The 24,284-nt window shown below is 46.3% G+C and carries 33 protein-coding genes and 1 pseudogene; 28 read left to right on the top strand and 6 right to left on the bottom strand.

Going from position 1 to position 24,284, the window contains the following annotated elements; all coding sequences use genetic code 11:
- Positions 1 to 111: 111 nt before the first annotated feature.
- The 11 genes from QL898_RS05540 to QL898_RS05490 all read left to right on the top strand — a co-directional run bounded on the left by QL898_RS05540 (position 112) and on the right by QL898_RS05490 (position 8,951).
- Positions 112 to 1,575 carry a DUF935 family protein gene (locus QL898_RS05540; RefSeq protein ID WP_290176098.1) on the top strand — a complete coding sequence of 488 codons (1,464 nt, stop codon included), beginning with the start codon at positions 112 to 114 and terminating at the stop codon, positions 1,573 to 1,575.
- Entirely contained in the window at positions 1,562 to 2,776 is a 1,215-nt protein-coding gene (locus QL898_RS05535; protein ID WP_290176097.1) for a phage minor head protein, read from the top strand. The genes QL898_RS05540 and QL898_RS05535 overlap by 14 nt, the downstream gene beginning before the upstream one ends.
- Positions 2,773 to 3,222 carry a phage virion morphogenesis protein gene (locus QL898_RS05530; RefSeq protein WP_290176096.1) on the top strand — a complete coding sequence of 150 codons (450 nt, stop codon included), beginning with the start codon at positions 2,773 to 2,775 and terminating at the stop codon, positions 3,220 to 3,222. The genes QL898_RS05535 and QL898_RS05530 overlap by 4 nt, the downstream gene beginning before the upstream one ends.
- Before the next feature lie 139 nt (positions 3,223 to 3,361).
- Positions 3,362 to 3,907 carry a glycosyl hydrolase 108 family protein gene (locus QL898_RS05525; RefSeq protein ID WP_290176095.1) on the top strand — a complete coding sequence of 182 codons (546 nt, stop codon included), beginning with the start codon at positions 3,362 to 3,364 and terminating at the stop codon, positions 3,905 to 3,907.
- A gap of 83 nt (positions 3,908 to 3,990) precedes the next feature.
- Positions 3,991 to 5,019, top strand: coding sequence for a hypothetical protein (locus QL898_RS05520; RefSeq protein ID WP_290176094.1), 1,029 nt, complete (start codon positions 3,991 to 3,993; stop codon positions 5,017 to 5,019).
- A gap of 63 nt (positions 5,020 to 5,082) precedes the next feature.
- On the top strand, positions 5,083 to 5,412 hold the full coding sequence (locus QL898_RS05515) for a hypothetical protein (protein ID WP_290176093.1): 330 nt from the start codon (positions 5,083 to 5,085) through the stop codon (positions 5,410 to 5,412).
- Between the two features lie 60 nt (positions 5,413 to 5,472).
- Positions 5,473 to 6,405, top strand: coding sequence for a major capsid protein (locus QL898_RS05510; RefSeq protein WP_290176092.1), 933 nt, complete (start codon positions 5,473 to 5,475; stop codon positions 6,403 to 6,405).
- A 90-nt stretch (positions 6,406 to 6,495) separates the two neighbouring features.
- Positions 6,496 to 7,185 carry a hypothetical protein gene (locus tag QL898_RS05505; RefSeq protein ID WP_290176091.1) on the top strand — a complete coding sequence of 230 codons (690 nt, stop codon included), beginning with the start codon at positions 6,496 to 6,498 and terminating at the stop codon, positions 7,183 to 7,185.
- Positions 7,182 to 7,676: a phage protein Gp36 family protein gene (locus QL898_RS05500; RefSeq protein ID WP_290176090.1), complete on the top strand. Its 495-nt coding sequence runs from the start codon at positions 7,182 to 7,184 to the stop codon at positions 7,674 to 7,676. Before QL898_RS05505 ends, QL898_RS05500 begins: the two co-directional genes overlap by 4 nt.
- A complete protein-coding gene (locus tag QL898_RS05495; RefSeq protein WP_290176089.1) occupies positions 7,666 to 8,151 on the top strand; it encodes a hypothetical protein in 486 nt (161 codons plus the stop codon). Before QL898_RS05500 ends, QL898_RS05495 begins: the two co-directional genes overlap by 11 nt.
- A 38-nt stretch (positions 8,152 to 8,189) precedes the next feature.
- Positions 8,190 to 8,951: a hypothetical protein gene (locus QL898_RS05490; protein WP_290176088.1), complete on the top strand. Its 762-nt coding sequence runs from the start codon at positions 8,190 to 8,192 to the stop codon at positions 8,949 to 8,951.
- A 54-nt stretch (positions 8,952 to 9,005) separates the two neighbouring features.
- Here the strand turns inward: QL898_RS05490 and QL898_RS05485 are convergent, their stop codons facing one another.
- The gene (locus QL898_RS05485) at positions 9,006 to 9,686 is read right to left on the bottom strand and encodes a helix-turn-helix transcriptional regulator (RefSeq protein ID WP_290176087.1); all 681 of its coding nucleotides are present in this window, start codon (positions 9,684 to 9,686) and stop codon (positions 9,006 to 9,008) included.
- Positions 9,687 to 9,872: 186 nt separating this feature from the next.
- On the opposite strand from QL898_RS05485, the gene QL898_RS05480 reads away from it, so the two are divergent.
- The 17 genes from QL898_RS05480 to QL898_RS05400 all read left to right on the top strand — a co-directional run bounded on the left by QL898_RS05480 (position 9,873) and on the right by QL898_RS05400 (position 20,996).
- Positions 9,873 to 10,085, top strand: a complete 213-nt coding sequence (locus QL898_RS05480) for a DNA-binding protein (protein WP_290176086.1) — start codon at positions 9,873 to 9,875, stop codon at positions 10,083 to 10,085.
- Positions 10,086 to 10,140: 55 nt separating this feature from the next.
- Positions 10,141 to 10,815 (top strand): DUF3164 family protein, encoded by a 675-nt coding sequence (locus tag QL898_RS05475; protein ID WP_290176085.1) that lies wholly within the window; start codon positions 10,141 to 10,143, stop codon positions 10,813 to 10,815.
- Between the two features lie 10 nt (positions 10,816 to 10,825).
- Positions 10,826 to 11,101: a hypothetical protein gene (locus QL898_RS05470; protein WP_290176084.1), complete on the top strand. Its 276-nt coding sequence runs from the start codon at positions 10,826 to 10,828 to the stop codon at positions 11,099 to 11,101.
- Between the two features lie 51 nt (positions 11,102 to 11,152).
- On the top strand, positions 11,153 to 11,431 hold the full coding sequence (locus QL898_RS05465) for an HU family DNA-binding protein (RefSeq protein ID WP_290176083.1): 279 nt from the start codon (positions 11,153 to 11,155) through the stop codon (positions 11,429 to 11,431).
- 74 nt (positions 11,432 to 11,505) lie between these two features.
- Entirely contained in the window at positions 11,506 to 11,811 is a 306-nt protein-coding gene (locus QL898_RS05460; protein ID WP_290176082.1) for a hypothetical protein, read from the top strand.
- Between the two features lie 10 nt (positions 11,812 to 11,821).
- Positions 11,822 to 12,133, top strand: a complete 312-nt coding sequence (locus QL898_RS05455) for a hypothetical protein (protein ID WP_290176081.1) — start codon at positions 11,822 to 11,824, stop codon at positions 12,131 to 12,133.
- 11 nt (positions 12,134 to 12,144) lie between these two features.
- Positions 12,145 to 13,224, top strand: coding sequence for a hypothetical protein (locus QL898_RS05450; protein WP_290176080.1), 1,080 nt, complete (start codon positions 12,145 to 12,147; stop codon positions 13,222 to 13,224).
- A gap of 50 nt (positions 13,225 to 13,274) precedes the next feature.
- Entirely contained in the window at positions 13,275 to 13,478 is a 204-nt protein-coding gene (locus QL898_RS05445) for a hypothetical protein (RefSeq protein WP_290176079.1), read from the top strand.
- Between the two features lie 39 nt (positions 13,479 to 13,517).
- Entirely contained in the window at positions 13,518 to 15,308 is a 1,791-nt protein-coding gene (locus tag QL898_RS05440) for a transposase family protein (RefSeq protein WP_290176078.1), read from the top strand.
- A 2-nt stretch (positions 15,309 to 15,310) separates the two neighbouring features.
- Positions 15,311 to 16,420 carry an AAA family ATPase gene (locus QL898_RS05435; RefSeq protein WP_290176077.1) on the top strand — a complete coding sequence of 370 codons (1,110 nt, stop codon included), beginning with the start codon at positions 15,311 to 15,313 and terminating at the stop codon, positions 16,418 to 16,420.
- Between the two features lie 23 nt (positions 16,421 to 16,443).
- Entirely contained in the window at positions 16,444 to 16,836 is a 393-nt protein-coding gene (locus tag QL898_RS05430) for a hypothetical protein (RefSeq protein ID WP_290176075.1), read from the top strand.
- 9 nt (positions 16,837 to 16,845) lie between these two features.
- Positions 16,846 to 17,550 (top strand): DUF2786 domain-containing protein, encoded by a 705-nt coding sequence (locus QL898_RS05425; RefSeq protein WP_290176074.1) that lies wholly within the window; start codon positions 16,846 to 16,848, stop codon positions 17,548 to 17,550.
- A 10-nt stretch (positions 17,551 to 17,560) separates the two neighbouring features.
- Positions 17,561 to 18,133, top strand: coding sequence for a hypothetical protein (locus QL898_RS05420; RefSeq protein ID WP_290176073.1), 573 nt, complete (start codon positions 17,561 to 17,563; stop codon positions 18,131 to 18,133).
- Positions 18,130 to 18,531 carry a hypothetical protein gene (locus tag QL898_RS05415; RefSeq protein WP_290176072.1) on the top strand — a complete coding sequence of 134 codons (402 nt, stop codon included), beginning with the start codon at positions 18,130 to 18,132 and terminating at the stop codon, positions 18,529 to 18,531. The genes QL898_RS05420 and QL898_RS05415 overlap by 4 nt, the downstream gene beginning before the upstream one ends.
- A gap of 21 nt (positions 18,532 to 18,552) precedes the next feature.
- On the top strand, positions 18,553 to 18,948 hold the full coding sequence (locus tag QL898_RS05410; RefSeq protein ID WP_290176071.1) for a Mor transcription activator family protein: 396 nt from the start codon (positions 18,553 to 18,555) through the stop codon (positions 18,946 to 18,948).
- An 84-nt stretch (positions 18,949 to 19,032) separates the two neighbouring features.
- On the top strand, positions 19,033 to 19,233 hold the full coding sequence (locus QL898_RS05405; protein WP_290176070.1) for a hypothetical protein: 201 nt from the start codon (positions 19,033 to 19,035) through the stop codon (positions 19,231 to 19,233).
- A gap of 263 nt (positions 19,234 to 19,496) precedes the next feature.
- A complete protein-coding gene (locus QL898_RS05400; protein WP_290176069.1) occupies positions 19,497 to 20,996 on the top strand; it encodes a SulP family inorganic anion transporter in 1,500 nt (499 codons plus the stop codon).
- A gap of 369 nt (positions 20,997 to 21,365) precedes the next feature.
- Here QL898_RS05400 and QL898_RS05395 read toward each other — a convergent pair whose 3' ends face one another.
- From QL898_RS05395 to QL898_RS05375, 5 genes and pseudogenes are all read right to left on the bottom strand, one after another.
- Positions 21,366 to 21,674, bottom strand: coding sequence for a metalloregulator ArsR/SmtB family transcription factor (locus tag QL898_RS05395; protein ID WP_290176068.1), 309 nt, complete (start codon positions 21,672 to 21,674; stop codon positions 21,366 to 21,368).
- A 543-nt stretch (positions 21,675 to 22,217) separates the two neighbouring features.
- Entirely contained in the window at positions 22,218 to 22,748 is a 531-nt protein-coding gene (locus QL898_RS05390) for a DUF2798 domain-containing protein (RefSeq protein ID WP_290176067.1), read from the bottom strand.
- A 30-nt stretch (positions 22,749 to 22,778) separates the two neighbouring features.
- On the bottom strand, positions 22,779 to 23,573 hold the full coding sequence (locus QL898_RS05385) for a siderophore-interacting protein (RefSeq protein ID WP_290176066.1): 795 nt from the start codon (positions 23,571 to 23,573) through the stop codon (positions 22,779 to 22,781).
- Between the two features lie 16 nt (positions 23,574 to 23,589).
- A complete protein-coding gene (locus tag QL898_RS05380) occupies positions 23,590 to 24,033 on the bottom strand; it encodes a winged helix DNA-binding protein (protein WP_290176065.1) in 444 nt (147 codons plus the stop codon).
- Between the two features lie 141 nt (positions 24,034 to 24,174).
- Positions 24,175 to 24,284, bottom strand: a pseudogene (locus tag QL898_RS05375) (IS1595 family transposase); the annotation flags it as partial.

Here is a 24,284-nt window from a genome sequence, read left to right as displayed (position 1 = left end):
ACCCAATATTTTAAACAAAGTTTCATTTATCAATTCCTAAACCCCTCATTTAGCAACCCCGCGCGATGCTGTTTATCATAAGTCTCATAAGATCACCGCCGAGATATTCAAATGAGTAAAAAACGTAAAAGCAAGCAGCCAATCCCTGCGCCCAACGCATACAGCACAGAAGTCGCGGTCGAGAGCAATTTAACTGAGCTGGCTGTCATTGATGACATCTTGACCAATAAGCTGTCAGGCGAGATTAACGGCTATCGCAATCTATTGACTGATACGACTGTCAGCGGCACATGGACCCAGCGCCAATCTGGACTGATACAGATGGAGCGCCAAGTCGTGCCAGCTGATGCAGACAATCCGGCTGACGTTGAGGCCGCTGAGTTTATCAAAGCGCAACTAGATAACCTCTGCTTTGACAAGATACTCAAAGCGATGCAATGGGGCGTCTACTATGGCTATGCAGTCAGCGAGGTCATGTGGGATGTCATTGATGGTAAAGTCGTCATCGATAATATCTTAGTACGGGATCGCGGGAACTTTAAGTTTGATAAAGACAAGCAGCTGCTATTTACCGCTGATGATACTGAGCGCAAGATGCCAGATGGTAAGTTTTGGACATACTCAGCAGGCGGTGATACGACTGACAACCCGTATGGCTTGGGACTGGCGCATTATCTGTTTTGGGCAGTACTGTTTAAAAAGTCCAATATCAAATTTTGGTTATTGGGGCTTGAGAAAGCCGCCACTACTGTACCGCATGTGCAGTATGACCCACGCGCTAAAGACCCTAATGCTGAGCGCGCTAAAGCATTACAAGCAGGCATCGGCATCAAGAATGGGTCAGCAATTGCCACAGCACAAGGCACGACGGTTGAGCTATTAAAGGGCGTGGCTGGCACTGATGACTACGAAACTTTATGTCGCTATATGGATGAGGCCATCGCGCTGGTCATCTTAGGTCAGGTCATGACCTCTCAAGCGGTTGGTGGCCAGTACAAAGCAGAGGTACAAAATCAAGTCAAAGAAGATATCGTCAAAGCCGACGCTGATCTAATCTGTAGCTCATTTAACAATACGGTTATCAAATGGCTGACTGAGTGGAACTTTCCTAATGCGAACCCACCTAAACTATGGCTACTGACTAAGTCTGAAGCTGATGAGCTTAAGCAGACGCAAGCATGGCGCAATATGGCAAATGTGGGCTACCGTCCAACCCTTGAAACCGTCGAAGCGACATTTGGCGGCACGTGGGAGCCTGTCCCTAATGGTCAGCCCATCAGCCAAGACGATGCCGCCAGCTTTGCCGAAGGCGATGAGCCGTTATCAATGGATGAAGTCATTGAACAATTAAGCGATGAGATTGACCCTATCGCAGGCGGCTGGATAGACCAGATTAATCAAGCCCTTGATAAGGCAGGCAGCTTAAAGGCGCTACGTGATGAGCTAAACAAGCTTGCCACGTCTATCAGCTTTGCAGACTATGCGCGCGTATTTGAGCAAGCCAATATCAGCGCTAAATTAGCCGGTATGCAAAGCGTCATTGATGAGGCAGGTGATGACAATGACGACGCCTAAGTACAAAGAGACGTTTCGTCTGCCATTTGCTGAGCAGATTGAGTTTTTTAAAAACAAGCTCAATCTGCCCACTGACAGCTATTTGGATTTGGAAGGCAAAGAGCATGACTATGCTTTTGTGGTGGCTGGTGCTAATCGCAATGACATCTTAGCGGATTTTAGACAAGCGATAGACAAGGCGATTATTGACGGCACGACGCTTGATGAGTTCCGTAAAGACTTTGATGACATCGTTGCTAAGTTTGGTTGGGACTATAACGGTGGTCGCCGCTGGCGCTCTCGTATCATCTACGATACCAATCTGTACTCAAGCTATAACGCGGGTCGCTATGAGCAACACCAAAGCATGAAGGACTACCGCCCTTACTTGCAGTACGTGCATCGTGATGGGCAAAAAAACCCACGCCCACTACATCAAAGCTGGGATGATTTAGTACTACCAGCTGATGATCCTTTTTGGACGTCACACTATCCGATTAATGCTTACGGCTGTCACTGTAGCGTCATCGCCCATAGTGAGCGCTCATTAAAGCGTGAAGGTCTGAGCGTCGGTACCAGTCCCAAAATTGAATATGTGACTAAGGTATTAGGCAAGCGCAGCGGCAATCCAAAGCTAGTTACTTTGCCTGAAGGCATCGACTACGGCTTTGATCGGATACCTGGTACTAACCGCGTCGATATGCCGTCTAAGTTGCTACTGGATAAGGCCATCGCCGTACCGCCAGACCTTGCCGCCAATATGGTCGGCAACGTCTTACAAGTCGCCGAGGTGCGCGCACTGCTTAACGCTGAGGTCAAAGCAATGGTCGATACCGTGGCTGATGAGCAGCTTGCAAGGGGCGTCAGCAAGTCTATCGGTGCATTACCAAACGATGTCGTCAGTGCACTCATAGAGCAAGACCTTACGCCTACTAGCGCCATCATTACGCTACGTGATACTGATGTACTAAAGCTCATTAAAGACAGCCGCGCACTACCCAAGAGCTTTTTGCAAAACATAGCTGACTATCTGATAAGCCCTGAAGCGGTGCTACTCGATACCACCCAAGATAACCCAGCGCTGCTGTATGTGGTTGATATGGGCAAAGGTAAAGGTAAAGCCGTCATTAGCGTTATCGATAACGTCATCAGTAGCGCTAAACCATATAACGCCGCTGCTATCAAAGCCGCGCAAGTGCTCTATGGTGAGGTGACATCATGACTCAAATACACGTAGCTGAGCTAAGAATACAAGACGTCGTTGATGTGCTAAGCAGTGTGCAGTCGTTAGCGTTTTTGGATAAGTCAGTATTTAACGCTATCGGTGAACAGCTGCAAGTTATTCACCGCAAGCGCTATAAGCAGCAGATTGACCCAGACGGCAACGCTTGGACGCCGCTCAATGCAAAATATGAAGCCAAGAAGAAAGAGGACGCAAACTATCAAGACATCTTGCAGTACACAGGCAAGATGCTCGACACGCTCACCCATCAAGCGACTGATTACGGCGTCAAGTTTGGCAGTAATGCTATCCAAGCGGCTAGTCAACATTATGGCCGCGATGGCATCCCGTCACGTAAGTTTATCGGCATCAATGCCGCTGATCGCGCCATCATCGCCGAGGAAATAGCAGACGCCTATGAGGTGTGGCTAGCCAAGCAGGGCTAAATAGTGTTTATGCGTGTTTATAAACACTCTAAATGGCGCGTAAAAGTCAAAACAGTATATTGACGCACAAAACAACCCAAAACCGCTTAAATCGCATTTTAGCGCGTTAAGCCAAAATCAAACCCAAAAGGACAGTACTATGAAAAAATTCCACAAGTTTGCGATGATGTCAGCGTTAGCTACTATCGTTCCCACTACTTTTGATCCGCTGTTTGATCGACTCATGGATCATGAAGGTGGTTACGTCAATCACCCCAATGACCCCGGCGGTGAAACCAAATGGGGCGTGACTAAGCGCGTGGCTCGTCAATACGGTTATAATGGCAGTATGCGAAAGCTACCACGATCCACGGCTCGCAACATCGCCGAAAAGCTCTACTGGGACGTCATCCAAGGCGATAAGCTAGATAAATCAGTCGCATGGCAAGTCATGGACGCGGCGTACAATCACGGCAACCGCAACGCGATTAAGATGCTACAGCGTGCTGTAAAGACCTCTGATGATGGTGTTATTGGGCCCAATACTTTAGGCGCGACAAATGGCATGGATAAAAACGACGTCATCTTACGCTTTAATGCTGAGCGTCTGGAGTTCTACGCTCGCTTGCGTACCTTTTTGACCTTTGGCCGTGGTTGGACGCGCCGCGTAGCAGGTAACCTGCGCTGGGCTGCCAAGGATAACTAAGCTTTTAAAAAACCAGTCTTTTTTAGACTTATATTCTCACTACTTATAATCCAGTTATTAGCCTAATAACTGGATTTTTTATTATGAAGCGCATTGCCATCTTTAAAGTCGGCACTCACACCGCGACCAACGGTCAGCCCATGACCGCCAGCGCCGCCATGCTAAAGAGTGTAGCGGACAATTACACGCCTGATACGCACGAAGCCCCAGCGGTCATCGGTCACCCAAAAGACAACCACCCCGCCTATGCGTGGGCTGAGTCACTGTCATTCGATGACGGTGACGGTGTGCTATACGCCAATTTTAGCCAAGTCGAGCCCCAGTTTGCCCAGCTTATCCAAGATGGGCGCTTTAAGAAGCGCTCAGCCAGTTTTTACCCGCCAAATCATCCTAGCAACCCAACTCCCGGCACGCCTTACTTGCGTCATGTGGGTTTTTTGGGTGCACAACCGCCAGCGGTCAAAGGTCTAAAGGACTTTACTGACTTTAGTGATGTGGATGATTTACCTACTTACGAATTTACCGAGTTTAACCCCTCAACCAATCATGACCCAAACCAAAAGGACAATCCAATGGGAAACCAAGATGAGAAAGACCCTACTAACAACGGCGCTAATCCTGCTACTGAAGATACTAAGCACACTGAACAACAAGCCGCTTTGGATGAAAAAGAAAAGGCGCTTGCTGCCAAAGAAGCCGCCATTGCCGCGCGTGAAGCTGCCTTTGCCAAGCGTGAACAAGACATCAAAGAAGCTGACTTTAGCGAGTTTGCGGACACGCTTATCAAAAAAGGTCAGATAGTCCCCGCTGAAAAGGACGCTGTTGTTAGCGTCATGATGGACTTGGACAGCGCTGATAAGACTTTTGACTTTGCAGAAAATGGCACAGTCAATAAAAAGACCTCAGTTGATGTGCTCAAAGGCGTATTGGGCCGCTTAGAAGCGACTATCGACTTTAGCGAGCATAGCGCTGATGATCCAAATAACGCCAATAAGCCTGAGCATGGTATTTATCCTAAAGTCACTGATGATGAGCTTGATAAGCAAATCACAGACTTTGCTGAAGCTAAAGGCATCAGCTACGCCGAGGCCGCTATCGCCTTCTCAGAATAAGACTGTTAAGCGCCCAACTAACAGCGCCAACAAGAAACGTAACCCACACAAGGATTATCAATCATGGCACAGCACAACACACTAAGTAAAAAAGTCACGCTGAGCGAAAATGTCAAAAAAGGTCATATCGTCAGCTTCAGCGGTCATCTGGCCACCACGGGCACAGTAGGCAAAGAGCCTGCGGGTGTTGCGATGTACGACGGCAGTGCAGGTGACCTTGCCGCCATTATGTGCATCGGTCTGATTCATGTGACGCAAGATGGCACATTGGCATTAGGCGACGGCATCAAGGCAGTAGCAGGCGAACCCGTCAAGGCCGTCACTGCTGACCCAGTATTTGCCACCGTCAGTGAAGTGCCTAGCGTCAATAGCGCTGAGCTGCTTTTAAAGTAAGCAACCCACGCTCACGCCTCAGCTTTTGAGCCAAACCAACATAACTAAATAGGTAACAATATGAGTGTATTAACAAACAAAGCGGTGACCGATAAGGTCTTAACCAAAGTGGTCATGGGCTATGACATGGATCAAGAGTTTAGCGGCCACCATCTATTCCCAGATGTCGAAGTCGATAATATGGGCGGCAAAATCATTATGTTTGGCAAAGAGGCCTACGTGGTCATCAATACCAAACGCGCCCCTGGCGAATCTGTACGCGGCGTCGGTATCACGTATTCTAGCGATACTTACGTGCTCAATGATCGCTTGCTCGAAGCATTAAGCCCGCAAGAATTTATTGAGATTGCTAGCAAAAACAATATCGCAGTTAAGGCGCGTTCGGTTAATACCGTATATCGCTTGATGTTGCTTGAGAGTGAGTATGACAAAGCCTCGCTGGCTAATGATGCCAATAACTATGCGGCAACGAATAAGGCTACGTTGTCTGGCTCATCGCTATGGAGTGATCCTACTGCTGACTTACTTGAGCAGGTCAATGATGCCAAGTCAACTATTCGCAGCAAAACCGGACGCTATCCAAACGTATTCCACTTGGATGCGGTCGGCTTTGATTCCATGCGCCGCAACGCTGCTATTAAAGAGCAATTCAAATACAGCGGTAAAGGCAGTATCAATACCGATATGCTGGCTGATTATTTCGGCATCGAAAAAGTGGTTATCGGACGTGCTATTACTGCGCCGGACGAGAACAGTGACTTTGTCGATCTTTGGCAGGATAACAGTATCTTAGCGTATGTACCGCCTAAGGCCATGCAGGCTAAAGAGGTGCGCTCATACGGCTATAACTACGTACACAAGGGCTATCCAGTCGTTGAAAAAGAGTATTTCGACAACTCTGACCGCAGCTGGCATAACCCTGTGTTAATGCGCGACAAAGCAATCATCACCGATAGCGGCGCAGGCTTCTTATTCATGAATACCAGCGGCTAAAGCTCGCAGCATTAAGACCTAGAGACAAGCGCGTCTTGTCTCTATTTCATGTGGTAGAAAATACAAATTCTAAGTCAAAAGGACATCACTATGAGTGCCAAAAAAGCACCTACCAAAGCCGAACAAGCCAAGCTTGATGCCGAAAAAGCAGAAGCGGCCAAAGCTGCTCAAGCTGAAGCCGACGCCAAAGCCAAGGCAGACGCTGACGCTAAAGCAAAGGCCGAAAAGGAAGCCCAAGCCAAAGCCGAACAAGCCAAGCTTGATGCCGAAAAAGCAGAAGCGGCCAAAGCTGCTCAAGCTGAAGCCGACGCCAAAGCCAAGGCAGACGCTGACGCTAAAGCAAAGGCCGAAAAGGAAGCCCAAGCCAAAGCCGAACAAGCCAAGCTTGATGCCGAAAAAGCAGAAGCGGCCAAAGCTGCTCAAGCTGAAGCCGACGCCAAAGCCAAGGCAGACGCTGACGCTAAAGCAAAGGCCGAAAAGGAAGCCCAAGCCAAAGCCGAACAAGCTGAAGCAGACGCTAAGGCTAAGGCTGAACAGGAGGCTCAAGCTAAAGCCGAACAAGCTGAAGCAGACGCTAAAGCCAAAGCTGAGCAAGAAGCTCAAGCCAAGGCAGACGCTGACGCGCAAGCCGAAGCCGAAGCCGACGACACTGACACCTACCACGTACAGTGGTTGCTACATCACGACGGCAAGCGTTACCAAGCAGGCGATAAGATCAAGCTTGATGAGTATGACGCTGAAGACTTGGTCGATGCTGGCGTACTGGTAGCAGCAAAATGAACCCAGTCTACTGCACGCCCATCGATCTAATCGCCTATGCCAATCAAGCGCGTTTGTTATCACAAATAGCAAGCGCCGATTATGGTCAAGTGCCGACGGCTGAAGAAGTTTTGGAGTACTTCCAGACGGGCGTGGCCACACCCGATAAAGCGGTGAGCTTGCAGCAAGTCAAAGACCGCGTTGAGCAAGTCATCAGCAATAGCGCTAGCGAGATTAACGGCTTACTAGCGCTATGTGGTGATATCACGCTACCAGCGGCCACATTGACCACGATCAATATGGACTTGGCAATGGCGCGGCTATTTGAGTCGCTAGCGGATGACTCTCAGATTAAGCGCCAAGCGGATCGATGGGTAGCGTGGTTTGACAAAATCGCGACTGGCAAGATCCCAACTAACAAGCCTGACGCTCCTGTGCAAGCGCCAAGCTTAGGCGCTGAGACGGCTAGCACTGACTTAGTATTTAGCGAGGACACGCTCAATGGCTACTGATTTATTTGCCCCGCGTAAGGCGCTAACTGCGCATCTGGAGAAGCTCGCCGCGCAAGGCGCTGACGTTGGCATACGCGGCGTCGCACAAGCGCAAGACTTATCGGACGTGCTGAGTAGCGGCTATCACAATCACGGCTACGTCTACGTTACTTATGACAAGTCGCGCAATATCAGCACGCAAGGCGCAAACAGCATCAAGTCGGTCGAGACTTACACCGTGACACTGGCTTGGCGCAATAACCGCCCAGACCGCGCCAATGACTGTCACGGTATGGATGACGCAGGCGCAGTCAAGGCCATGCTTGAGTTTTATATTCATGGCTGGGTCATCGATGGCGACTACGCAAGCCCTAGCACTGGCAAGCCGTTCACGCTCAGCGAAAACCCACCTGAAGCATTTTACCGCCCTGGTGGCTGGGCCTATTACCCAATAGCGTTTGAAATCCCCGTCACGCGCATACGGCCAAAACCTTAACCGACAACCCCAAACCCACTAAATAAATGAGGCATCACATGGATAACAACTCAACCAACAATGACCACGGCTTTATCGGTACGGGCACACCGTACTTTTACCCAGATGACGGCACCGCGCCCTTCTTCTTTGGTAACCCTGTTAGCTGTAAGATCAGCTCATCGAGTGAAGAAAAGGTACGCAAATCACGTCGCAAAGACAATCCAGGCGCGTCGCTAGATAGTCGTACTAGCCCAAACCCTGCGCAATTTTCTATTAGCACTGATACCTTCCAGCCGCGCACTTGGGGCATGGCTATGATGGGTCAATCGGCTAAAGAGACAGTAGCGACTAAGTCTGTCACCGATGAGGCAGCTATCGCAGTGCTAGACGGCTACCATCAGCTAGCGAACGAAGATATCGATACGTCTAAGGCGATCACCGTGATGAACGGCGTAACCCCTGTTAATCCTGACCAATACGACCTAAAGCCTGAAATGGGGCTGCTACAGATTACAGATAGTACAGCGGCGGCGGCTGGTGATGCACTAACTGTCAGTTATGAGACCCGTCAAGTCACTAAGACTGTCATCGAAGGTGCTAAGGTATCTAGCTTTCGCGGCAAGATCGTCATCGATGGCAAGAACGATGTCACAGGCGAAAACGCTAAGCTGGTCGTACCTAACGTTAGTCTATCGGTCAATGGTGACTTTGACTGGTTCTCTGATGACTACAACGCTATTGAGATGGTCGGCACAGCATCAGTTGGCAAAGGCGGTGAAGCACCGTATAGCGTGCATCTGTATGAAGCCAATGCCTAAGCCCTAATAGCAGTACCTAAGACGTCAAAAAGCCTACTTTATGAGTGGGCTTTTTTATGCGTGACTGCCTAATTCAGCTTGCACCTCATCATACTTTTTCTTACCTGCATAATAGCCAAATACCGCCAGTACGATAGTCATCGCCCATAAGACTAGTCCTACCTGCCCAAATGACAAGCTGACCGCCATGTCAGTCGCCGCTTTCCAGCTCGCTAGAGCACCTAACAGCCACGCCATCGACCCACAAAACGCACAGGCATAGATAAACGGTAGCTCAGTAAAGCCACTCTCAGTGTTAAAGCTATTGTTGATCGGACTATTAGGACTGTTAAACACGCCTTGCTGATTGGAGTTATCAGTAGAGCTATCAGTGCTGTTGTCGATAGAGACATCACGCGTAATACCAGCAATCACACCCGTATTATCATCATTGTTTTTATTTTCAATATTAGGCGTAGCAAGCTCTTTTATGCTCTCCATACCTCCTAGCCAGAACCTTAGCGCTGTTTTCTTTTGGTCTGCATCCAGATCCCGATAACTATCTAACAGCAATGCCTCATCGCTTGGTAGCTCTACAGGCGGCGTGCGTATGCCTGTTACTAAATAGCTAACATCAACCCCTATACTGTGGGCTTTTTCAAGGTAGGCACTATCAGGATTGCGCTCGTTTTTTTCGTATTTTATCTGCGCGTTTTTCTTAACGCCACAGCCTTCAGCAAAGTTTGTTTGGCTCATTTTCAAGCGTGTTCTTTCTTCTTTTAATCGTTCTGCAAACATTGTTTCCCTCAAAAGCACTCAAATAAGTGCAATAATTGCTTGACAGTATTCAAATGAATACCTATGATGTGCCTATAGCAAGGTAATAACCTCATTATTACCCCGAATATTAACCCAAACAAATGCCATCAAGAGGACATCATCATGACCACCAAACTAACTCCTCGTGAGCAAAAAGCGAAGAAGTTCAAAGACGATCTGCATGCCCAAGGCCTAACTATTAATGATTGGGCTGCTGAAAATGATTATCCCGTCGCTGAAGTTTACAAAGTTCTCAGCGCTGAGCGCAAAGGTCTCTATGGCCGTGCGCATGAGATTGCTGTCGCTGTTGGTCTAAAGCCAACTCCTTCTAAATAATATTACCCTTTTTATTACCCTTTTATCAAGCAATACCCAACCAAGGAGCATCACCATGACCAATGAACATTCAGCCCAAGCCGAACAAGCGCTGATCGACGCGCAAGCGGGTAGCCCAAAGACCACGATCAAAGGCATCGACTATATGAGCGACGAAAAAGGTCGATTAATCCCTGTTGATGCCATCAAACCTATCGACCTACTACGCGATGAGACGGTCATCAATATCACCGATAGAGTCAAAGCGCTAAGTAGCGTCATGACAAAAAACAAAGCCCAGTTATTTGAGCTGATCCGTGACTTTTTAGAATTGTCCGCAAGCGCTTACGACACCGAATACGGCGGCAAAAAAGGCAATGTGAGCCTGACATCGTTTGACGGTAAATACCGCGTCCAAATCTCAGTGAGTGACACCATCGTTTTTGATGAGCGTTTGCAAGTTGCTAAAAACCTAATTGATGAGTGTATTGGCGACTGGAGCGCTGGCAGTGACACCAAGATTATGACGCTGGTTAATGACGCATTTCAAGTGGACAAAGAAGGCAAGGTCAGCACTTACCGCGTCCTAGGCCTACGCCGCCATAACTTCGATGATCCCAAGTGGCTAGACGCCATGCAGGCCATATCAGACGCCATGCAGGTGACCAGCAGCAAAGAGTATATCCGCGTCTATGAGCGCAATGAGCATGGAAAATATGTCCAAATCCCGCTTGATTTTAGCAAAGTATAAAGGGGGTTCTATGACTACTCAATCAAAAGACAAAACCAAAAGCATTGCCAAGCTTAAGAAGCGCAGTGCCAAGCTCAACGCAAAGTTAGAAAAGGCCGTGAAGCCCCTAAATGATCGCTTAAAGCCAATGAAAATGCTGGTCTGGTGGGACGGTGAGGACTACGTGATTAATACGCAAGCCGCTGATCGCAGTATCGGTATCGACTTTCGCTTAGATGACCACTGCCTCGCACAGCTCATGGCAATGACAGATGCCAAGCTTGAGACGTTTTTAAAAGGTTTTTAACCCGTCGCCAGTCGGATACTGGCATTCAATCAAAACTAAAAGGTAAATATTATGAATAAGTCAGATTTAATCAAAGCTATTGCTGAAGACGCTGGTATCACGCAAACCACTGCAAGCGCGGCGCTTGATGCCACGACTAGCATCATCAGCCAAGAGCTGGCTGATGGCGGTGAGGTACAGCTGATCGGCTTTGGTACGTTTAAGACGGCTGAGCGTAGTGCTCGCACTGGTCGCAATCCTAAGACCGGTGAGGCTATTGAGATAGCAGCCAAGACCGTACCGACCTTTACCGCGGGTAAGACCTTAAAAGACCGCGTCAATCATCACTAAACCCTAAGTGTACTACCTTTGATTGGCGTAGAGCCTGCGCCAATCAAACCTAACTATCATTTAAGGATATCACTATGACCGCTACAGCCAAAACAGGCGCAAGCCAACTGCATTTAGACAATACCGAGCTTCGCCGTGAGCTTATTCACGCTGACATCATCATTGCTAACGCCCGCATGGCTATGGAATGGCGAGAAGAGGATCTATGCGCTGATATGAATGCGATCAACGCCCAAGCTAAGCCGTCAGACCCATTTAGAAGCGCTGCCCGTCATCAAGCGATGCACCGTATCACCCCTAAGTGTGACTACGTCAAGCTCTTCTTGTTTATTGCCACTCTACTACTTAGTGCGCTCCATATTTTTAATTACTACGGTTAAGGATGTCGCTATGACCACCGATACTCAGCAATACGTCAGCTCGTCTCAGCAGCGAGTGCTAAACACCCTCAAAGCCCTATTTGGTCATGAGTCAGCAGGTATTTCATCAAAAGCTATCGCTAGTCAGTTGGACACGACCAACTCTCAAGCCTATAAGGATTTGATGAACTTACAGGCCGCAGGACTGGCAGAGCAGCTACCGGATAAGAATTGGCGTATCGCTCCTGCGATGGGGCGTGAAGCTATAAAAGTTATGAATAATATTGACGCCGCTAGACGTCGTCTTGACGAGACGGCCAACCGCTACGGCCTCGCTAACTAAAGGACACCACTATGAGTACTGATAATAAAAATGCTGAAGTGCTATTTGAACAAGACGTTGCCAAAGCTCAAGCGCTAAACACTACGCTGGACGCTATCACCAATGAGCAATTATTGCTCTCTGAAAAAGTCGGCGCGTTAAAAGCGACTGGGTTTTTCAAAAAAGTGAGTACGGTCACCGAAATCAAGATGCTAGCAGAAATCAAAGAAGCCAAGGAGTACAAGGGCTTGAGGATTTTAGACCGCGACGGAAACTGGCAACACGTCACCACTTGGGATCAGTTCTGCAAAGCCCTTGGGCATAGTAGAGAAAAAGTAGACGAGGACATCCGTAATATCGCCGCGTTTGGCGAAGAGTTTTTGGAAACCTCACAGCGCATGGGTATTGGCTACCGCGACCTACGCAAGCTACGCAAAATCCCTGAAGGGGATCGTGAGATTATCCTCAATGGCGAGGCGATACAAGAAGGCGATAAAGACAGCTTGATAGAACTTATCGAAGATATGAGCGTCAAGCACAAAAAAGATAAATCTAAGCTCGAAAGCCAAATCAAAGACCTAAACGCTGAAGCTAAAGCAAAAGACCGCGTCATCGCGGATAAGCAAAAAACGATCGATGACAAAAACACTGAGCTAAATATCAAAGACGAAAAGCTAGCGCTAAGAGCACACGCCCCAGCCTATGAGCGTGCCAAAGACTTCGCCGCGCAAATGGACGTATTTAAGATTGACGCCTTGCAGCTATTCGGCAATATCAGCGGCCTCTATGAGCAGATTGAGCAAGATGACGAGCTGCCTGAGCTACTGCGCGTCAATATGGGCCATCTACTGCTAGAGGTCAAAGCCCAAGCCGACGCTATCATTGACCAGCACATGCTAGGCGATGTCAGTTTAGTCGATGATGAACTGTCATGGATGCGCGATGCCAACGCTGAGATTGAAGCACGCAATCAAGTGGTTGATGTCAGTAGTTCTGAGCAAGACGCAGCGACCTTTCAGGCGTGGAAAGTAGAGCAAGGTTACGTGACCGACGATACCGACTTTGAGTTACAAGGTCAAACCGCTGAAGAGATAGCCAACGCTAAATTCTGAAAGATGGTTGCAGAAGGTAAATTTCCACACATTTCTAAGGATTCAATACCATGCCAGTACTACGACATCTAAAGCGTACTCCAGAGCGCTGCAACTGCTTTATGTGCAATCACCACCAGCAAACCCGTGCAACTGAGCGCTGGATGAAAGCCAATCCAAAGAAGGTTAGGTATCTGGCAGATGGTGAGCTGACCAGCCGCCACCGTATTAAATTTAACAACCAAAAACCCAAGCCCAAAAAGAATAAAAAATAAGCGCCTAATACTGTTCATCAAATTTATAAGAGCCATGCCATGAAAAATGAGACGTACTACCGTGACCTAAAAAATCGTTTAGAGGCCACCCTGCATGGTGATCGTAAAGCTCTGATTGATGGTGCTAGCGAGTTTTTGGGCGTGTCTCACATGACGGTCTACCGCAATCTGGATAAGGTAGGCTATAGCCCAGATCGCAAGCAGCGCAGCGACAAAGGCGACAGCGCCATCACGCTCGATGAGCTAAAGATGATCGCCTCTCTTATCCGCCAGTCTGAGCGTGCCAACCACAAGTCGCTGATGCCGATTAAGGTCGCCATTGAGATTGCCTTTGAGTCCGGCGCAATCAATGAGCTGTATAACGAGGGTACGGTTTCGCGGCTGCTACGTGAGCATCAGCTGTCACAGCGTCACATGCAGCAAGCCACACCCCACGTCAAGCTCAAGACTGAGCACCCAAATCAGCTATGGCAGCTCGACCCGTCAATCTGTGTGCTGTACTACCTCAAAGACGGCACCAAAATGGCCGTTATGGACAAGGATAAGTTCTACAAAAACAAGATGGATAACGTCTACAAAATCGCTAATGAGCGCGTGTTTCGCTACGTCGTAGCCGACCATTATAGCGGTGCTTTTTATTGCAAATATTATATGGCCAGAGGCGAAAACCAAGAAACCTTGTTTGACTTCTTAGTTACGGCTATGAGCGAAAAAGACAAGCAAAAAAACCCGTTTGAAGGCGTGCCACAGCTGCTGTATTGGGATAAAGGCTCAGCCAACACTAGCCACATGATTCAATCGTTCCTGAATCAGCTAGGCGTCAAGCACTCAGCCCATATCGCTGGCAACTCACGCGCCAAAGGCTTAGTAGAGAAAACGAACGACATTATAGAGCGTCACTTTGAAGGCCGTCTCTATCTTGGTCAGCATCAGATTAAGTCTATCGATGATCTTAATTTGCATTGTGAGTACTGGCAGCGTGCATTTCAGAGCAGTGAGCGTTATGCGCACACCCGTCATAAGATGCCGCGCTTTAAAGCTTGGCGACGCATACAGCCTGAGCAGTTGACCGTATGCCCACCGATTGAGGTCTGCAAAATGCTGCTATCGGACAAAGCTGAGACCCGTGAGGTACGCGGCAACTATAACATCAGCTGGGATGGCAAAAAGTACAACGTATCTGAGGTCGATAACGTCACCATTGGCGGTAAAGTCACCGTCAGCGTTAACCCTTACGCTTACCCTAATATCCGCGTCACACACCCCAACCGCTTTGGTGAGATGGTCACTTATGACATACCACCATTGACGCAAGATGACGCAGGCTTTGACAGCGATGCTATATCAGCTACCGCCATGCTAGATGGTCATCATCATACCGCCAAGCAGACGCAAGCGGATATTAACCGTCAAGACTTAGACGAATTAGCCTACGGCACCCGCGACCAGGCCACGATTGACCGCATCCGTAATAACAAGAGCGCCCCAGCGTTTGATGGGAAGATTGACGCCTTTACTTATCTCAAAGAGCAGCATGACACAGACAACATGCTGTATAGACCAGTCCAAGGCAAGCCACTAGATATCGGTGAGCCAGCACTACAAAAGGTCACCACGCCCAAGCGCCCAAGCACAGACACAGTAGAGCGTGAAGAAGCAATACTGCCAGTCTTAGACTTCATCAAATGGTTCGTCAAGCAGCACGGCGTCATAGATGGCATGGCAGACCAAATCCGCGCCCAGTACGCTGACGGTGTCAAAGAAAGCGACTACGAGGCCATAGCGCACAAATTACTCAATCCTAATCAACCCCAACTGAAGGTCATCTAACTATGCAGCTATCAGATCTACTAAAAGCGCATGGCATCAGCCAGCGCAAACTAGCAACCGAGGCAGGATTTAGCCCAGCCGTCCTTACCCAGCTGATTAAGCACGGTAAGTACCCAAGCTCAATACCGACTACTGAGGTCAATACCAGCATTGACCGAGCGCTAGAAAAACTAGGTGTTGAGGAAATTCACAACTGGACAATCGCAACAGCCACTACCAACCAAACCAAACAATTAAATCAGGAGTTACCCATCATGCAAGCATTGACCCAAGCCGCCAAACAAACCTTCAAATTACACAAGTCGCCCTTTATCGATGACGTCCAGAGCCGTGATGATGTCTATTTATCAGCCGAGCAGCGCTATATCCGCCAAACCATGACCTCAGCGGCCAAGCACGGCGGCTTTATCGCCATCGTTGGTGAGTCAGGTGCAGGCAAAACCACGCTCAAGCGTGACCTGATCGAAGGCGTCAAGCAAGACCAGGACAACGTCATCATCATTCAGCCACAAGCGATTGATAAGACTCGTCTCAACGTCGCTCATTTGTGCGATGCGATCATCGATGACGTCAGTCAAGGCAACGAGCACCCAAAGCGCTCAATGGAAGCCAAAGCCCGCCAGATTAAGCGCCTACTGACTGACAGTAGCCGCGCTGGTAACAAGCATTGCCTGGTCATCGATGAGGCGCATGATCTTACCGTGCCAGTACTCAAGTACTTAAAACGATTTTGGGAATTAGAAGACGGTATGCGTCGTCTATTAGCTATCGTCCTAATCGGTCAGCCTGAACTAAAGATTAAGCTTAACGAGCGTAACGCTGATGTACGTGAGGTAGCGCGTCGCTGTGAGCAAGTAGAGCTACAACCGCTAAACGCTTATGTTGGCGACTACCTCAAACACAAGCTTAGCCGCGCAGGACTGGACTATAACAAGATATTTGCTGAAGACGCTATGAGCGGTCTCACTGAGCGCCTCACCCAAACTAACGGCAAACACACTATCAGCTTGCTATACCCATTGATCGTTAACAATGCCGTCATTAGTGCTATGAACTTCTGCGCCAGTATCGGCCAGGACAAAATCACCGCTGACGTTTTCGCCAGTATCTAAACCACTATTAATAAGGATTAATCATGTTGGAATTATATAAGTATCAGATTACTAACGGCGATCACGTTGAGGCCATAAGCGTTGATAGGCTTACCGAGGGAACTCGCATATCTGTTAGCGATATTATAGATGTCGGTTCTGAAGATGAAGATGAGCAAATAACTAGCATCGATCTAAACCATAACGGCGTAGAAGTGCTCATCGATGCACTGTTGCAGTCGATAAATGAGGAGAGCTATGCTGTATTAAAGTTAAACGGCCATCACCTTAAAGCCCTTATATCAGCAGTCGAGCTCTCAATGGATGTGCTAGACGGTGAAATAGATCCAGAAGCCAAGCCCTATGATCTGCTTGAAGTACTTAAGCTTGAGTTTGAGCTTTTACTTGAGCGTGATAAAGCTAAAGCCAGTAATTAAGGGGTTAATATGAGTAACCAAGATAAAAAACGTGTTTTAGATAAGATTATCCGCTGCTTGGCATTAAGTAAGTCAAGCAATGAATACGAGGCCGCTACTGCACTACGTCAAGCACATGCCATGATGAAGCAGCATAACATTAGCATGGATGATGTGAAGCTTGCTGATATCAAGTTTCAGCGTTCAAGCACACGAACCGCTCGCAATCCTGCGCTGTATTTAGCTCATCTTGCAGACATGATAGCGGAATTATTTGGCTGCAAGATGTATCTGGGCAATGGAGAAGGCAAGCTTGAGTATGCCGCTGTATTTTGTTTTGTCGGTCTAGAAATACACAGTACTATCGCTAGCTACGCTTATGACTCTTTAGCGCGCCAGTTAAAGCAGGCCCGGCTTGAATACATGCGTACAGAGCTAAAGCGAGTAAGGCTGACTAAAAACAAAACAGCACGCGCGGATGCGTTCTGTCAGGGCTGGGTTGCTACTGTTGAACGTCTAGTAAGCAAGCTTGTGCCGCCTACCACTGATATAGCAATGATTGAGTATGCGATGAACCGTGAGCTAACTTTGAGAACTAAAAACCCTGTAGATCGAGTGTCAAAAAATAGAGCAGCCTCTGGAAGTGATGATTTTTACAACGGTATTGTCGCTGGTAAAGATGCCAAGCTGCATCACGGGATGGATGGTACACAATCTCGTAAACTCATTAACTAGGAAGCATATTATGACCAATAAACTAACTTGCCCCAGCTGCAACCAAGCCCATGATTTAAGTGATTATATTAATAATACTAACGCGGAAATGGCCTTTAGCATTGCCCTGTCTGTACCCTCACCTCTGACAAATTTGGTGTTAAACTATACACAACTGTTCGCGCCCGCTAAGTCAAACCTATCGCTTAGTCGCCGCGCCAAGATTATCAGTGACTTGCAGTTAGAAGGCTGTGACATAGACCGCTTAGCGTATGGCATTAACATCATGCTAGAGAACCACGCAAAAGGCGATCTAGCTACACCGCTGAAGAACCATAACTACTTAATGAAAGTACTAAATAGTTATACTCCACCAAGCGAGTCTGAGCGCAAGAAGTACAAGCTATCAGATAAGCAGATTAGGTTCTTTGGATGTAGGCTTTGCCAGGATAGCAACTTTGCTATGAAGTACGCAAAGACAGGTGAGAGCCAAGGCGAGTTTTTAAGCCGCATTGAACACGAATTAAACGACCCTGAAAAGGTCAAAGAATGGCAAGGCTATATCGACAAGATAAGCCAAAACGCATCAAGAGACGCACTATGAGCTGGTCATTAAAACGCAATGACACCAATGAAACCATCGCACTACCCACTGATCTTCAGTGGGTTGACGAGTTTCAGTGGAGCAAGATTGCACAGTCCGCGCCTGAGTATTCAATAACAGGTTCAATGTTCATTCAGCAGGGCACAAAGAAAGCAGGACGCCCAATCACACTTAGCGGCGATTGGGCTTGGGTTCAGCGTAACGACTTAACGATATTGCGTAGCTGGTGTGATGTACCAAAGCTAACTATGACGCTGACACATCCCGATAGCCAGACGTCTACAGTGATGTGGCGTCTACATGAGACAGCGCTTGATAATACTAACCCAGTTGACTATCAAGCCCCTGAAGAAGATACAGACCCATATACAGCGACATTTAAACTAATGACAATCTAGCGTACATAAGGGACTACTAATATGTTTGATAAGCTTGATACTACAGACAACTTTGAATTGACAGACACGCTACCTGTCAAAGAGTTAAGCGATGTAACGTCAGCGGGCGAGTTCTTTGCAGGCTTTATCGAAGTTCTGCACGATCAGCTTGTTAAACATGATATCGAGGCGTCTGAAGCGGGTAACATGGTGAGCCAGATAGTCTGTCAAATGGCAAGCGCGTTTGCTGGTGAGACGTTCTATGTCAGCCGCAAACCGCTTAGAATTGCACGTCAGATGGCAATCTATGCAGACTCAAAGACTATGAAGTTCCATGACGTCGATATTAAATACGGCGTCTCATACGGTTACAGTCGCACAATCGTAAAGAAGATTGATGAGATGCGTAAACATCGTGAGCAGCTTAAGTTGTTTTAACCCTTCCTAGAATGGTCTGCTGTCCTATGAGCAGCAGCTCCATTACACTCATAACTCAACACCTAACGTCCAAAGGACACCGTTATGAGTCAGCAACATCAATCACCTATCATGCAGTACTTCAGCTACGACCACCTACCACAGCACCTACTATATACTTCAAAGCCCATCTGCGACTTAGCCAAACAGATGGATGAAGCGCTACCACCCTCCGCTGAGAAGTCAGCAGGACTGCGTAAGATGCTAGAAGCTAAGGATTGTTTTGTTAGGGCTTCACTGAACTAACATCTTTCATAATCAAAACCTAACCACAAATAAAAAAGCCACTACCTAAAAATAGATAGTGGCTTTTTTAGTGTCAATCAATTCATAATGCTAATATAGCGAATATTTGAAACAAAGTATCTGTATAAGAAACTTTTAGCATCGCCATTTATAACAAGTTTTGCGAAAATTTTTAACGTTTCTTATTATAGATGTTTTCTAAATAATGATTAGATACCTCGTTTATTGACAGACTAAAGCAGTTCCCCAAAACTGAGTTACATATGTTAAGTACAATTAAAGAACATTGGCTATCCAATGCGCGCGGCGATGTCTTGGCTGGCATGGTCGTCGCTTTGGCGCTTATCCCTGAAGCGATTGCGTTTTCTATCATTGCCGGTGTCGATCCCCAAGTAGGGCTTTATGCCTCATTTTGTATCGCGGTAGTGATTTCGTTTGTCGGTGGTCGTCCAGCGATGATTTCGGCGGCGACTGGTGCGATGGCGTTACTGATGGTGACGCTGGTCAAAGACTATGGCTTGCAGTACTTGTTAGCAGCCAGTGTGCTGACAGGTGTTATACAGATTATCTTTGGCTTCTTAAAGCTGGGGAATCTGATGAAATATGTGTCGCAATCCGTAGTGCTCGGCTTTATCAATGCCTTGGCTATTTTGATTTTTATGTCGCAGGTTCCTGAGCTGTTGCCGCAGGCAGGCTCAAACCTAGTACATGTTTATGGTCTTGTAGCGCTAGGTCTCGTCGTTATCTATGGCTATCCATATATTCCAAAGATCGGTAAAGTGATTCCATCGCCATTGGTTAGTATTGTGCTGGTGACGGCTATAGCCATCCTATTAGGTGCAGAGGCTCGAACCATCAATGATATGGGACAGCTGCCTGACACTCTGCCGATGTTTTTGATACCTGATATCCCGTTGAACTTAGATACGTTGCTCATTATTTTCCCGTACTCTATCAGTTTGGCGATAGTTGGTTTACTTGAGTCTATGATGACCATGATGATCGTAGATGATTTGACTGATACCAAAGGCGACCGTACGCAAGAGTGCAAAGGCCAAGGTATTGCCAATGTTGTTAGTAGTTTTTTTGGCGGGATGGCAGGCTGTGCGATGATTGGCCAGTCGATCATCAACGTCAAATCAGGCGGCTATACGCGTCTTTCTACTTTAGTGGCAGGCGTGTTTTTATTATTGATGGTAGTGTTCTTAAGCGATTGGCTAAAGATTATTCCAATGGCCGCATTGGTCGCTGTGATGATTATGGTGTCTATCGGTACTTTCAACTGGGGTTCGTTTAAAGAGCTAAAAACCAAGCCGCTGCAAAGTAATGTGGTCATGATTACGACCGTCGCTGTGGTGGTCGCAACGCATAACTTGGCTTATGGCGTATTGATTGGTGTGCTGCTGTCAGCATTGTTCTTTGCCAATAAGATTGAGCGCTATATGAGCGTGCATAGTCACATGGATGAAGCAGCGCAAACGCGTTATTATCAAGTTGATGGACAAGTATTTTTTTCATCAGCAGAGCGTATGATTGACTCCTTTGATATTAAAGAATCTGTCTCTAACGTGGTCATTGACGTGTCGCGCGCGTATTTTTGGGACGTGACAGCAGTCGCTGCCATAGATAAAGTGATTATTAAATTTCGCCGTGAAGGCACTGAGGTAGAGCTCATCGGTTTGAACGAGGCGAGCCAAGCGATGATAGACAATTTCGGTGTGCATGATAAGCCAGATGCTGAGCAAAGTTTAGGCGCGCATTAAACTAGCTACGTATTAATAGTGTCATATTGATAAATATAGAAAAGCTGAGTGTATCTTGGCTTTTTTTATGCAGATTAAAACCAAGAATACATGCTATTTATTGAGAGAGTTTACTATTCATTATTGGCTTATTAAGGACAATAGAAATGTAATGAGTATTTAGGTATTTGTTCTGGCGACTGACCAGAAGGCAATATTCTATTATGAATAAAATTTTAGAAGGTAATATGTCGGCAGAAGGAAAAAGGTCGCTAGAAGAGAAGAAGTAACTGGTTTGGATGATGCGGTATGAAGATAAATAATCGTTATATTGAAATATCTAGATGTTTTGTAACAAAGAAAAATAGCTCTAAAGATTATGAGAAATTTTTAAAGCTTCAACAGCTCTTTTTCAACTTCAGTGAGAAACGCTTCGATGTTAGCTTCATGACGCTGATAAAACGTCCATTGTCCGTGGCGTTCGGACGTAACCAATCCTGCTTTTTTTAACACACCCATATAATTTGAGATGGTTGATTGCGACAATCCAGCTTTTTCTTGGATGTAGCTGACGCATACCCCATCCAGATTAGCGTGCTCTGGTAACGACGCTGGAAAGTTCGATCTGTCCTTCAACCACTTTATGATTTGACGACGCATGGGGTTGTTAAGTGCAGATATTATGTTTTCTGTATTCATAAAATTTGTGATATCGATACCTAGTTAATAATCAATAACTGTCAGAGTGGAACATTAGATTTTTAGCTTACTCATTATGGGTCTAAACACTAAAGCGGAGTAGAATCTATCTACCACCAATGTGTTAAACATATACAAATAAATGGCTACTAGTAGGATACTGTTTATAACTAGCGTTTGTATTCTGACTATACGTTTCTATAATAGTAGAGTATACAGCCAAAACTAGATTAATTATGACAGTTGTACTGTCTAGTCATCGGAATATTGTCGAATAGTAACAATATATGACGGGTAAAAAAAGTCTGTATCAAATCAAATTTAACACTAAACGTTGTTACGACTGACTTATTAAATACACGTTAGTTCTTTGCAAAACCAGCAGTAAAATAGTATTAGAAAGCTTCTGACATGACAAGGGCGTGTTGAATATTCAACACGCCCTTCATGTTTTATGTTCTTCAATTTTATTAAGATTTTTTATTAATATGGTTAGTATCGTGGTAGAGTACCGAAAAGCCTAATAAGCATAGTTGTGATATCTTAGCTTTTTAGAAATGCCTCAATTTTTGGTTTAATAGTCATAGAAACGATGACCATTAACGTCAATCCTACTGGTAACGCAACTAGAAACCCTTCTAACCAACCATTCAAAAATGCTGTTTGATTGGCAAAACCAATCGTCTTTGAGGCAGTACTAAAGGCTAACATAGACTCCATTATACAAGCCATTAATATACCTGTGATGAGATTGCGCTTGTACGCTTTGGTATTAGGTAGCTTATGATTAATAAATTTTGTGACCAGACCCATCAGTAAGAAGCCAATCGGCATAATCGCATACGCTGCCAGTAGCGCTCTAGACCAGTCTATAAAAAATGTATCGGAATATCCGACATTCATATAAGTCATCACACCTGTTAAGAGACCACCTATGACAGTCATCAAGGCAAGGATTAATAACACTTTGTAGAGCAACGGTGTTTTTTTAACACCATCATTCTTAGCGCCATTGTTTTTATTACCATCAATGAGCAGGGTCTCGGTATTTGCTGGCATAGTATTTGGAGCCATAGTTATTTTCCTATCATAAAGAGCGATTAGTTAGTCGGAATTTTTTTCTGCCTGACGATCGCTTACAGATTGGTCTTCTGCAACACCTGCTTTCCAGTAAGAAAAGGCATATAGTTCGTCCTTAGACCACTGTTGCTCGACCTTTAGATAATGACGCAGGGCTTTGACAGATGAAAATTCGCTAGCGATATAAGCAAAACGGCTCTGTTCTGCAGTTGGTAAAGTAAGAGATTTTACTGTGTCGATTAATTGACTGCCTTGCGTTGGATCTGGGTTATGTAACCATGTCATGGTGATATTGGCTGCTGTCGGCAATTCTTGCTCATCTTCTGTACCGTGCACTTCAATGATGCATTGACCAGTCGCGCTGGCAGGCAAGCTTTCTAATATTGAGCCGAGCACTGGTATCGCTGTGGCATCGCCAATCAATAGAAAATCATCTGCATCAGGACAAAGCGCTTTGGTTTTAGGCTTCATTAAGATACCAATCTCGTCGCCAACCTCAGCATGAGTGGCCCAACCTGAAGCAGGGGCTTCGTCACCATGAGCGACAAAATCAATCCAGATCTGTTGTTTTGCTACATCAACGCCGCGATGAGTATAAGTGCGAATAACGAAAGTAGTATTGTCATTTAGGTCAATTGGCTGAGCTTTATCGACAGGGATAAGCACTTTGTTGTTTGCACCAACTGTCATGGTCGCGATATTGGCAATAGTATCTGCTTGGCCTGTGAGGTATATACGGATGTAGTGCGGAGTAATCATTTGCTTGTGAGCAACAGTCATGATTTCGCGTACGGGTTTCTGATTTATTGTGTTATTCATGTGGATCTGTCCTTACTTATTTATCGGTAGTCTTGCTGCTGCTAACGTTGTCTATCATGGTGCGACTGACACGGAAAAATAACGCAAGCTCTACGAGGCTTAAATCTTTCGTTAATTGCTGCCTTGTCCATTCTTCTGCTGCATCAAGCTTTGTTATAACTTCTTCGCCTTTAGGGGTCAGCTGTAGTAATTGGCTGCGACCATCAAGCGGGTTATCTGTCTTCAAGATTAGCTCAGCCGCCAAAAGGTCATTTAAGGCACGAGTGATTTGCGCTTTGTCTCGCTGCATGTGTTTAGAGATCGATAGCGCAGTACTGTTTGGGTTATAGCAGACACCTTTTAAGGTTCTGATATTGGTCACGGACAACTCGACACCTTGCTGGCGAATACCTTCTAGCAGTAGGTTAGTATAGGTATGCATCAATTGATGTAGTGTTTCGCTCAATGAATTATTAGACATAAAAACTCTTTGATATAGTTGATAGGAGCAACTATATAGAATAAGGTTGATAGTGTCAACTATAAAGTGATTTTTAAAGGAGTGTCTGTATCTATAGTTAGATAATTTTCAATGAAATAAGTTAGGGGCTGTCCTAGATAACTAGTTCAAACCCTGTTTAACCCATTGTTTTAATTGTAGTAATTGCGACTTTGGGTCACTGTGATTAAAACGCCACTCACATTCCTTTAAATAGAGGTGAAAATGTTCTT

This window comes from Psychrobacter sp. APC 3279, from assembly GCF_030407795.1.
Classification (GTDB): domain Bacteria; phylum Pseudomonadota; class Gammaproteobacteria; order Pseudomonadales; family Moraxellaceae; genus Psychrobacter.
Note: the sequence above shows the minus strand (reverse complement) of the source record. Positions and strands in the feature narration are given on the sequence as shown.